The 10,051-nt window shown below is 71.4% G+C and carries 11 protein-coding genes and 3 pseudogenes; 5 read left to right on the top strand and 9 right to left on the bottom strand.

Annotated elements, in window-relative coordinates; genetic code table 11:
• Together MCAG_RS35860 and MCAG_RS00230 are read right to left on the bottom strand one after the other, a co-directional pair.
• On the bottom strand, positions 1–404 hold a 404-nt coding region (locus tag MCAG_RS35860; protein WP_157548320.1), incomplete at its 3' end, for an amidohydrolase family protein.
• A 4-nt stretch (positions 405–408) separates the two neighbouring features.
• Positions 409–1,518 carry a zinc-binding alcohol dehydrogenase gene (locus tag MCAG_RS00230; RefSeq protein ID WP_198141448.1) on the bottom strand — a complete coding sequence of 370 codons (1,110 nt, stop codon included), beginning with the start codon at positions 1,516–1,518 and terminating at the stop codon, positions 409–411.
• Between the two features lie 94 nt (positions 1,519–1,612).
• On the opposite strand from MCAG_RS00230, the pseudogene MCAG_RS00225 reads away from it, so the two are divergent.
• The 3 genes and pseudogenes from MCAG_RS00225 (at position 1,613) to MCAG_RS00220 (ending at position 4,390) form a co-directional block, all read left to right on the top strand.
• Positions 1,613–3,022, top strand: a pseudogene (locus MCAG_RS00225) (KamA family radical SAM protein).
• 250 nt (positions 3,023–3,272) lie between these two features.
• Positions 3,273–3,425: a hypothetical protein gene (locus MCAG_RS33135; protein ID WP_198141447.1), complete on the top strand. Its 153-nt coding sequence runs from the start codon at positions 3,273–3,275 to the stop codon at positions 3,423–3,425.
• Positions 3,425–4,390: an N-acetylmuramoyl-L-alanine amidase gene (locus MCAG_RS00220; RefSeq protein WP_007070995.1), complete on the top strand. Its 966-nt coding sequence runs from the start codon at positions 3,425–3,427 to the stop codon at positions 4,388–4,390. The genes MCAG_RS33135 and MCAG_RS00220 overlap by 1 nt, the downstream gene beginning before the upstream one ends.
• Positions 4,391–4,506: 116 nt before the next feature.
• Here the strand turns inward: MCAG_RS00220 and MCAG_RS30090 are convergent.
• From MCAG_RS30090 to MCAG_RS00205, 4 genes and pseudogenes are all read right to left on the bottom strand, one after another.
• A pseudogene (locus tag MCAG_RS30090) lies at positions 4,507–4,686 on the bottom strand (CsbD family protein); the annotation flags it as partial.
• A 152-nt stretch (positions 4,687–4,838) separates the two neighbouring features.
• Positions 4,839–5,606 carry an ABC transporter permease gene (locus MCAG_RS00215; protein WP_007070993.1) on the bottom strand — a complete coding sequence of 256 codons (768 nt, stop codon included), beginning with the start codon at positions 5,604–5,606 and terminating at the stop codon, positions 4,839–4,841.
• The gene (locus tag MCAG_RS00210; RefSeq protein WP_007070992.1) at positions 5,603–6,322 is read right to left on the bottom strand and encodes an ABC transporter ATP-binding protein; all 720 of its coding nucleotides are present in this window, start codon (positions 6,320–6,322) and stop codon (positions 5,603–5,605) included. Before MCAG_RS00210 ends, MCAG_RS00215 begins: the two co-directional genes overlap by 4 nt.
• Entirely contained in the window at positions 6,315–6,884 is a 570-nt protein-coding gene (locus MCAG_RS00205) for a TetR/AcrR family transcriptional regulator (protein ID WP_198141445.1), read from the bottom strand. Before MCAG_RS00205 ends, MCAG_RS00210 begins: the two co-directional genes overlap by 8 nt.
• A gap of 136 nt (positions 6,885–7,020) precedes the next feature.
• On the opposite strand from MCAG_RS00205, the gene MCAG_RS00200 reads away from it, so the two are divergent.
• Positions 7,021–7,632 carry a histidine phosphatase family protein gene (locus MCAG_RS00200; RefSeq protein ID WP_007070991.1) on the top strand — a complete coding sequence of 204 codons (612 nt, stop codon included), beginning with the start codon at positions 7,021–7,023 and terminating at the stop codon, positions 7,630–7,632.
• Here the strand turns inward: MCAG_RS00200 and MCAG_RS00195 are convergent.
• The 3 genes from MCAG_RS00195 to MCAG_RS35520 form a co-directional block, all read right to left on the bottom strand.
• Entirely contained in the window at positions 7,562–8,068 is a 507-nt protein-coding gene (locus tag MCAG_RS00195; protein WP_007070989.1) for an Lrp/AsnC family transcriptional regulator, read from the bottom strand. The two genes, MCAG_RS00200 and MCAG_RS00195, sit on opposite strands and share 71 nt — an antisense overlap.
• Positions 8,069–8,144: 76 nt before the next feature.
• On the bottom strand, positions 8,145–9,290 hold the full coding sequence (locus tag MCAG_RS00190; protein WP_007070988.1) for an acyl-CoA dehydrogenase family protein: 1,146 nt from the start codon (positions 9,288–9,290) through the stop codon (positions 8,145–8,147).
• A complete protein-coding gene (locus MCAG_RS35520; protein WP_255348968.1) occupies positions 9,287–9,418 on the bottom strand; it encodes a hypothetical protein in 132 nt (43 codons plus the stop codon). Before MCAG_RS35520 ends, MCAG_RS00190 begins: the two co-directional genes overlap by 4 nt.
• 165 nt (positions 9,419–9,583) lie before the next feature.
• Here MCAG_RS35520 and MCAG_RS00185 point away from each other — a divergent pair.
• Positions 9,584–10,051, top strand: a pseudogene (locus MCAG_RS00185) (flap endonuclease); the annotation flags it as partial.

The following is a 10,051-nucleotide window of genomic DNA, read 5'->3' as shown; positions in this document are numbered from 1 at the left end:
AGATACACCCGCCGCCCCCCCGCCGCCCGGTCCAACGCCGCCGCGTCCGGCAACCGCGGGTCACCCCAACTCGACTCGTCCCACCCGTGCCCCAACACCACCGCGTCACCCGGCAACCCCGCCGCGAACACCGACACCGCATCCAACAACTGCACCGCCGAGCGCACCCCCGACAGATCCAGCCCCGACAACGCCAACCCCGTATCCGTCGCATGCACATGCGCGTCCACGAACGCCGGCGTCACCAACGCCCCGTCCAGATCCACCACCCGGTCCGCCGCCGGCGCCTCCGCGTCCACCCCCAACCAGGCAATCCGCCCGTCACGCACCAACAACGCCGTCGCACGCGGATCCGCCGGACAGTGCAGCACTCCACCGCGGTACAAGATCGAGGGACTAGTCATGACGTCAGTCTGCCGCCAACCGGGCCTCGAACAGACCACGCACCCCAGGCTCCGACCGCAACAACTCCAACGCCAACTCGGCGTGACCCGGCACGTACCCGTTACCCACCAGCATCGTCACGTCCGCCGCCAACCCCTCCGCCCCCAACGCCGCCGCCGCGAAACTCGTCGCCATCGAGAAGAACACCACCGTCCCACCGTCAGCGGTGGCCAACACCGCCCCGTGCTCACAACCCGGCACGTCCACACACACCACCGTCACATCCGCCGGCACCCCCAACGCCGCCGTCACCGCCGACGACAACCCCACCGGATCCCGCGCGTCGGCCAACACCACCTCCGTGGCCAGACCCGCCGCCACCAGCGCATCCCGCTCCGCCACCACCGGCACCACCCCGACCGTGCGACCCGCACCCGCCCGCCGCGCCGCCGCCAACGACAACGACCCGCTCTTGCCCGCCCCACCGATCACCGCCACGCTCACCGGCCGAGGATCACCCGAGCGCTCCCGCCGCGCCACATGATCGGCGACCACCCGCGCCGTCAACGCCGGCGCCCCACACACGTCCAGCACGGCGAGCGACAACTCCGGATGCAGATCCGCCGGCAACACCGCCGCGATCGACCGCGCGAACAAAATCGCGTACCCGTCACACGGCACCTGCTCGCTGCGCCCGTCCCAGCGGGCCAACCCATCGGTGATCGCCAGCGGGGTCAACGTCAACGACACCAGTGTCGCCACCCGCTCACCCACCCGCAGCCCCAACGGCGACCGCCGACCCGCCTCCTCCACGGTGCCGATGAGCATCCCGCCCGACCCGGTCACCGGGTTCTGCATCTTCCCCCGCGTCGAGACGATCTCCAGCACCTCGGCGCGGACCTTCTCCCCGTCCCCACCGTGCTTCTCCCACAACTGCCGGAAACTCGCCGCGTCCAGATTCAGCCGCTCCACCCGGATCCGCACCTCGTTCGGCGCGATCCGCGCACTCGCGTCCAGCCGCCACGCCGCCTGCGGCAGCACTCCCGCCGGTTCGACAACGCGGTGCAGACCCACCGGTGACGTCACGCCGACCTCCCCTGCCCAGCCGCGCGAAGCCCCGGACGGGACTCGCATCGCGGGAAAACTTACGGCAGACTAATTTCTTCACCGGATATTTTCCAGTAGCCTACGGGCCGCTGGTCATCCGAACAACGCACCTGGAGGGGCCGTGACCCAGACCCAACCGGTTGAGACCATCCCTCGACCCCGTCACGCCCCGGTCGCCGCACCGACCGCCGGGCAGCCCTACGAATACCGCCGCAGCCCCCTGGTCGAACCGGACTGGACCCGCTTCCCCGGCTGGCGCCACGTCACCCGCGAACAGTGGGAGAGCGCCCAGTGGCAGCGCGTCAACTGCATCAAGAACATCAAGCAGCTACGCGCCGTCCTCGGCGACACCGTCGACGAGTCCCTCTACACCGACCTCGCCGCCGACCAGGACGCCCACGCCACCATGTCCATGCTCGTGCCACCCCAGATGATCAACACCATGGTGCCGCACGCGCCACCGACCACCGAGGCGCTCCTCGCCGACCCGATCCGCCGCTACATGATCCCCGTCGCCTCCGACCGGCGCACCGACTGGCCCTCCCACCCCTACGCCAGCCGCGACTCCCTGCACGAGCACGACATGTGGGTCGCCGAGGGTCTCACCCACCGCTACCCGACCAAGGTCCTCGCCGAACTGCTCTCCACCTGCCCCCAGTACTGCGGGCACTGCACCCGGATGGACCTCGTCGGCAACTCCACCCCCGCCGTCGACAAGCTCAAGCTCACCCTCAAGCCCGTCGACCGGTACGACGCCCACATCGCCTACCTCAAGGCCCACCCGGGCGTCCGCGACGTCGTCGTCTCCGGCGGCGACGTCGCCAACGTCCCGTGGCGCAACCTCGAGTCGTACCTGATGCGGCTGCTGGAGATCGAAACCATCCGCGACGTCCGGCTCGCCACCAAGGCCCTCATGGGCCTACCCCAGCACTGGCTGCAGCCCGACGTCGTCGAGGGCCTGGAGCGGGTCGCCCGTACCGCCGCCCGACGCGGCGTCAACCTGGCAATCCACACCCACGTCAACCACCGGCAGTCCATCACCCCGCTCGTCGCCAAGGCCGCCCAGACCGCCCTCGACGTCGGCGTACGCGACGTACGCAACCAGGGCGTGCTCATGCGCGGCGTCAACGCCACCGCCCCCGACCTGCTCGGACCTCTGTTTCGCCCTTTCAGGAGAAAAAAAAAAATCCTGCCGTACTACTTCTACATGTGCGACATGATCCCCAACGCCGAGCACTGGCGGGTCCCGGTCTGGCACGCCCAGCAGCTCCAGCACGACATCATGGGCTACCTGCCGGGCTACGCCACCCCGAGAATCGTCTGCGACGTGCCCTTCGTGGGCAAGCGCTGGGTGCACATGCTCACCGACTACGACCGCGAGCACGGCATCTCCTACTGGACGAAGAACTACCGCACCTCCATCGAGTCGGCCGACCTGGAGGCGCTCAACAAGCGCTACGCCTACTACGACCCGATCGACAGCCTGCCCCCCGCCGGCCAGCAGTGGTGGCACGACCACCGCGACGACTGAACCACGTCAAGACCCGCCCACGGGCCCCGGCGCTAGCCGGGGCCCGTGCTTGTCTGGCCGATGTCCGTACCGGGCCACACCCTGTAGGTCATCCTAGGAAACTAGGGGTGGAGATGTCATGCTCGTGGGAAACCTTCAGCCTGGGTGGGCCGGATGAAGAGTCTCGACATCGATGGGTGTAACCGGATAACGTGCCGTCATCCCTGATCACCGACCGGGCGGGCCACCGTCCGCCACCGGGAGGAGTGCCGTGGCCACGTCACCCATCGTCCGCCTGCGACGCCGAGGGCTCCTCGGCGTCCCCGCCCTCGTCGTCGCCGCCCTCACCATCACCCTCCGGCCCGCACCAGCCCGGGCCGAGGCGCGCGCCGAGTGCCTCGCCGACCTGATCGAGCACTCCTGATGGCCACCGTCGGCTGGCTCGCCGACGTCCTGCGCGCCGCCGGCGTCCAGGTCGTCGAGGAGGGCGACTGGCGCAACCGGATGCGACCCGGCGACTTCGACCCCATCGGCGTGCTCTGGCACCACACCGCCGCCACCTCCAGCGCCACCAACCCCCACCCCGCCCTGGGCATCTGCATCAACGGCCGCTCCGACCTGCCCGGCCCGCTCTGCCAGGCCCTCGTCGACTATCACGGCGTGTTCCACCTCATCTCCGCAGGCCGCGCGAACCACGCCGGCACCAGCGGCGGCAGCGGCCCCATCCCCGCCGGCGACGGCAACACCCTCATGATCGGCTGGGAGATCGACTACAACGGCGTCAGCCAGGAGATGACCGCCGCCCAGTACGCGGCGTCGCTGCGCGCCACCGCCGCCGTACTCACCCGCCTCGGCCGCGACGCCAGCCACGCCCGCGGCCACCGTGAGACCAGCACCACCGGAAAGATCGACCCGTCCTTCATCGACCTGGACGTCATGCGCGCCGACGTCGCCGCCCGGATGAGCGGCGGCACCGTTTGGAGCACCATCGTCGACAACGCCACCGCCGGCCGCTTCACCGCCAGCGCCAACTGGCGTGTCTCCACCTACTCCGGCCAGCGCTACGGCGCCGACTACCGGTACGCCGACCCCGTCGCGTCCAGCGACGTCGCCTGGTACCGGGTCAACGTCCCCGCCACCGGCACCTACCGCGTCGACGCCTGGTGGCCGGCCAACGCCGGGTACAACAACGCCACCCCGTACCTCGTCGCCACCACCACCGGCAACAAGACCGTGTACGCCGATCAGCGCGCCACCGGCGGGCAGTGGCGCGCCCTCGGCACGTTCGCCCTGCCCGCCGGAGACGCCAACCGGGTCGGCGTCAGCCGGTGGACCACCGGCACCGGCCTGGTCATCGCCGACGCGATCCGGCTCACCCGGGTCTCGTAGTCCCGCCGGCGCACCCCGGCGTCGGCCCCGCGCTCCCCCGGCCAATGATCGACGGCGGCGGGCCCGGAGGAAACTCCTCCGGGCCCGCCGCGCGGTCGGGTCACTTCGTGAAACGCGTCCCGCGCGTCCCGGCCCGCGTCCTTGATGTGCTCGCCCGCCTGGCGGGCCCGCGCGTCGCTCTGCTGGGTGGCGCCCTCGGCCCGCATGCGCTCGTTGTCGGTCATGTCGCCGACCCGCTCCTTGGCGGCGCCGGCCAATTCCTGGGCCTTGTTCTTCGCCTTGTCGGTGAAGCTCATGTCGTCGGACTCCCTCTGCTCCAGACGTTGCGGGGGCGATCCGCCCCTGCGTTCTGGCTTGCCCGGGCCGTGGGTGGTGGAAACCTGTTGAGCGTGCCGCCGCACACCCGCATGTTCAGCCTAGGACGCTAGGTCAATATCGCCATTGACCGTCAGCGGTCGAGTTGAAGGCGATGCCAGGCGTGAAGGACAAGGAAACCGAACGTCAGTGGGACAAGCGGCACGAGCGCCATCTGGGACGCCGAGACGGTGCCGGGGAAGATCGTCCAGAGGGCCGGCGCCGCGAAGGGAAACCAGCCGCCCGTGCCCGCCACCACCAGGATCTGGGCGGCGGCGAGGATGGCGATGGCGGTCGCGATGCCGGGCAGCAGGCCGCGGCCGATGGTAGCCGCCCAGCCGGCGGGGACGGCGAGGAGCGCGGTCAGCACGGTCAGCGACCACAGTCGCAGCAGCGCGACCGGTGCGGTGCCCTCGATTGGCCCCGCTCCGGTCGCGAAGCCGAGTCCTGCGACCATCAGGACCAGGAGGGTGGCGACCCCGACGGACCACAGCAGGTAGACGATCAGTTTGGCCAGAGCGATCGTGGGCCGGCTCACCGGCAGCGCGAACAGTCCGGTCACGGTTCCGTCCGCGAACTCGCGACCGAACAACCAACTGAGCACCACGCCGAAGGCGAGCAGTCCGCCGGCGGCCGTGATCTGGCTGGCCGTACTGAGCAGGCTGGTCCAGCCACCCTGGGTGGCGGACGGGCCGAGCTTTGCCATGAGTTGCTCGTTGCCGCCGGCGGCGGCCAGGGTGGTCGCGCCGGCCAGGACGGCAATGCCCACGAGCAGCAGGATGGTCGTGCTCGTCACCACTCGTGCGGACGTGGCCTTGCGTGCTTCGACCGCCAGCGCGGCGCGCAGCGTCGTGGTTGTCATGCCGCTGTCCGTTCGTCGTCGGAGCGTACGAGGGCGAAGAACTCACGCTCGATGTCGACGCCGTGCGGATTGAGGGTGCCGATGGTGCGACCCGCGTTGATGACGGTGATGCGGTCGGCGACACGGGCGACCTCGTCGAGATGGTGGCTGGACACGAGCACGCCGGCCCCGGCCGCCGCCCGCCGAACGAGCGCCTCGCGAAGCGAGATGACGCCTGCCGGATCGAGTGCGTTCGTCGGCTCGTCCAGCACGATGATGTCCGGATCGTGCTGGAGCGCGGCGGCGAGACCAAGGCGTTGGCGGTTCCCCAACGACATTCGCCGGGCCCGGATCGCGGCGTACGGGTGCAGGTTGAGCTCGGTCAGCACGCGCTGCACCATCGGTGCCGCCGCCGAGGCCGGTACGCCGTGTAGGCGGGCGGCCAGCATCAGGTTGGCCCGACCGGTGAGTTCGCCATACGCGAGCGGGGTTTCGATGAGGTGACCGAGCCTCGACCAGGGCGCCGACCCGAGGGGGCGTCCATCGAGACGCACCGTTCCCGAGTCCTGCCGCAGCATACCGAGCAGCAGGCGCATGAGGGTGGACTTGCCCGCGCCGTTCAGTCCGACGAGAGCGTGGATCTCGCCCGCGCCGACGTCCAGGTCGACCCCGCGGACGCCGACTCCGCCGTCGAATGTGCGGGTCAGGCCGTGAAGCCGGATGCGTGCCTCAGCCATGCCGCGCCTCCAACGTGTCCAGCGCGGTGGCGATCACGTCGCCGAGTCGCGCGTCGTGGTGCTGCGACCATTCGAGCAGTGCGGCGGTGAGGGCCGCGAACACCGCGACGGCGGCCACCCGGGCCGGCAGGGCGGCGGTGCCGTCGGTGACGAGTTGCTCGGTGACAAGCCGCTCGGTGTCCTCGTTGTTGCGGATGGCGGCGGCGCGCAGCGCCGAGGAGCCGGCCACGATCCGGACCCGTCGGCGGACGATCTCGCTTGCCGGCTCGGGCAGCATCCGCCACGCCTGGCGTAGACCGTTCACCACCCGCGTCAAGGGTGGCAGCGAGCGCGGTTGTCCGGCGATGGCGGCGACGATGACCGGGTCGTACGGGTCGTCGAGAACAAGCAGTTCCTTGGCTGGGAAGTGCCGGTAGAGGGTCATCTCGGTGACCCCCGCCGCGGCCGCGATCTGAGCGACGGTCGTCTGCTCGAAGCCCTGCCGCTCGAACAGCTCCAGCGCACAGCGCAGCAGCCGCGCGCGAGTCCGTTCCCGCTTGCCGAGCACCTGATCGCCATCCACAGGCAAAATGTTAGCAGCTAACATTTCGTCGGGGAATGGTGCAGCCGGCGACGCGAGCGGCCATACCGGGTCACCGCCCTGCCGCGTCCCCGGTACTGGGACTCCGTTGGCACCAAGGGCCTGGTTGACTGGGCGGATGGGAGAGATCGTCCTCGTCCGCCACGGCGAGACCGAGTGGAGCGCCAGCCGCCGGCACACCTCGTACACCGACCTGGAACTCACCGCCGATGGCGAGCGAGAGGCCCGCGCGCTCGCCGCGCTCCTGGCCGGCCGGCGGTTCGCCCGGGTGCTGGCCAGCCCGCGCCGTCGGGCGCTGCGCACCGCCGAACTGGCCGGGCTCGCCGCCACGTCGGTCGACGAGGACCTGGCCGAGTGGAACTACGGCCGGTACGAGGGCATCACCACCGCCGCCATCCACACCGAGCGCCCGGGCTGGAACATCTGGACCGACGGCTGCCCGGACGGGGAGTCCCCCGTCGAGGTGGGCGCGCGGCTCGACCGGGCGCTCGCCCGCGCCGCCGCCGGACTCGCCGACGGCGACGTCGCCGTGGTAGGCCACGCACACAGCCTGCGGGTGCTGGCCGCCCGATGGATCGGCCTGCCGCCGTCGGCCGGCGGGCTGCTGCGGCTGGACACCGCCACCATCAGCGTGCTCGGCCACGAGCACGGCCGGCCGGTCATCCTGCGGTGGAACCAGCCGCCTCCCCCGCCGCCCTGGACCGCGCCCGGGCCGACAGCTCGCCACTGATCTTCGGCGGCCGGTTCTCGTACGGGGTGGACAGGACCACGGTGGTGCGGGTGGTGACGTTCGCGGCCGTGCGGATCTCCTGGAGCACCCGCTCCAGGTCCGCCGGGGACGCCACCCGCACCAGCAGCAGGTAGAAGTCCTCCCCAGCCACCGAGTAACAGGAGTCGATCTCCGGAAGGTGGGCCAGCCGGTCCGGGGCGTCGTCGGGCTGCGACGGGTCGAACGGCCGGATCGCCACGAACGCCGTCAGCGGCAGGTCCAGCGCCTCGAAGGAAACCCGGGCGGCGTACCCCCGGATCACCCCGCGCTGCTCCAGCCGGCGGACCCGCTGGTGCACGGCGGACACCGACAGGCCCACCTTCTCCGCCAGATCCGTGTACGACAGCCGCCCGTCGGCGGTCAGCGCCGCGACGATGGCCCGGTCGATCTCCTCCACGGCGTGCAACCTACCGGTAAAAACGCTCCCACGCGACGACGCCCCCGACCGTCGTCACACTGGGTGAGCCCTCCGCTCACGCGTCCCTGGCCAGGGCGCGGGAGATCACCAGGCGCTGGATCTGGTTGGTGCCCTCGACGATCTGGAGCACCTTCGCCTCCCGCAGGTACCGCTCGACCGGGTGGTCGGCGACGTAGCCGGCCCCGCCGAGCACCTGCACCGCGTCGGTGGTCACCCGCATCGCCACGTCCGTGGCGAACAGCTTCGCCTTCGCCGCCTCGGTCGAGTACGGCCGGCCGGCGTCGCGCAACCGGGCCGCGTGCAGCGTCAGGGCGCGGGCGGCGGAGACCTGGGTGGCCGCGTCGGCGAGGAGGAAGCCGAGGCCCTGGAAGTCGACGATCGCCCGGCCGAACTGCTGCCGCTGCCGGGCGTAGCCGACCGCGTGGTCGAGGGCGGCCTGGGCCAGGCCGACGGCGCAGGCGGCGATGCCGAGACGGCCCGAGTCCAGGGCGGACATGGCGATCGTGAAGCCGGCACCCTCCCCGCCGATGAGGCGGTCGGCTGGCACGCGGGCGTCGTCGAAGGCGATCTGCGCCACCGGGGAGGCGTGCAGGCCCATCATCCGCTCGGCGGCCTGCGGGACGATGCCCGGGGTGTCACGGTCGGCAAGTAGGCAGGAGATCCCCTTCGGCCCCGGGCCGCCGGTGCGGCAGAAGATGTTGTAGAAGTCGGCCACCCGGGCGTGGGTGATCCACGCCTTGGTGCCGGTCACCACGTACGCCTCACCGTCGCGGACGGCCCTCGTGGTCAGCGCCGCCGCGTCCGAGCCACCCTGCGGCTCCGACAGGCAGTACGCGCCGAGCAGCTCGCCGCCGAGCAGGTCGGGCAGCAGCTTGCGCTGGGCATCCGTGCCGAACTGCGCCAGGGGGTAGCAGGACAGGGTGTGCACGCTGACCGCCTCCGCGACGACGAGCCAGCGGCTGGCGAGGATCTCCAACACCTGCAGGTACACCTCGTACGGCTGGGCGGCACCGCCGTGCTCCTCGGCGTACGGCAGGCCGAGCAGGCCGGCGCGGCCGAGGGTGCGCAGCACCTCCCGGGGGAACTCGGCGCGGGACTCGAACCCGGCAGCCCGGGGGGCGAGTTCCCGGTCGGCGAGTTCGGTGGCGAGGTCGAGCAGGTCGCGGGCCTCGTCGCTGGGCAGAATCCGGTCGACAGTCATAGTGCGATGTGCTCCGTGGGGGTGATGTTGAGCCGGGGCCACGCCGTCCGTCGTGCGGACGACGGCGGCTCGATACGGGCGCCGTGGCGGGGTGGGGCGGCGTCGGGGTGCAGCTCGTCGGTTCCCACCCGTTCAGCTTAACGGTCGTTTGGTCGGCCGCCGGAAAGACGGACCGGGTCCACGAGTGTCGCCGCCATCGCCGGGCCGGCCGGGCAGGCCAACCTCCCTGGCGGAAGTACCGCGCCCGCCGCGCCGTGGCCGGATCGTCGGACCGTTGTGCCACGCTGTCCGGCGTGGCACACCAACCCCCGATCCTGCTGATCGATGCCCCCAGTCTCTACTTCCGGGCCTACTTCGGCGTCCCCGAGTCCGCCGCGAGGGCGACCGACGGCACCCCCGTCAACGCGGTACGCGGCTTCCTCGACATGCTCGCCACGCTGGTGCGCACCCGCCGCCCCGACCGGATGGTCTGCGCCCTGGACCACGACTGGCGGCCGGACTGGCGGGTGGCGCTGCTGCCGTCGTACAAGGCGCACCGGGTGGCACCGGAGGGGGGCGAGGAGGTGCCGGACACCCTCACCCCGCAGGTGCCGGTGATCCTGGACGTGCTGGCCGCGATCGGCATCACCGCCGTCGGCGCCGCCGGGTACGAGGCCGACGACGTGCTGGGCACCCTGTCGGTGACCCAGCCCGCGCCGGCGGGAGGTCGTCTCCGGCGACCGGGACCTGTTCCAACTCGTCGACGACGCGCGCGGGGGTGC

It is taken from the genome of Micromonospora sp. ATCC 39149, assembly GCF_000158815.1.
In the GTDB taxonomy this organism is placed as follows: Bacteria; Actinomycetota; Actinomycetes; order Mycobacteriales; family Micromonosporaceae; genus Micromonospora.
Note: the sequence above shows the minus strand (reverse complement) of the source record. Positions and strands in the feature narration are given on the sequence as shown.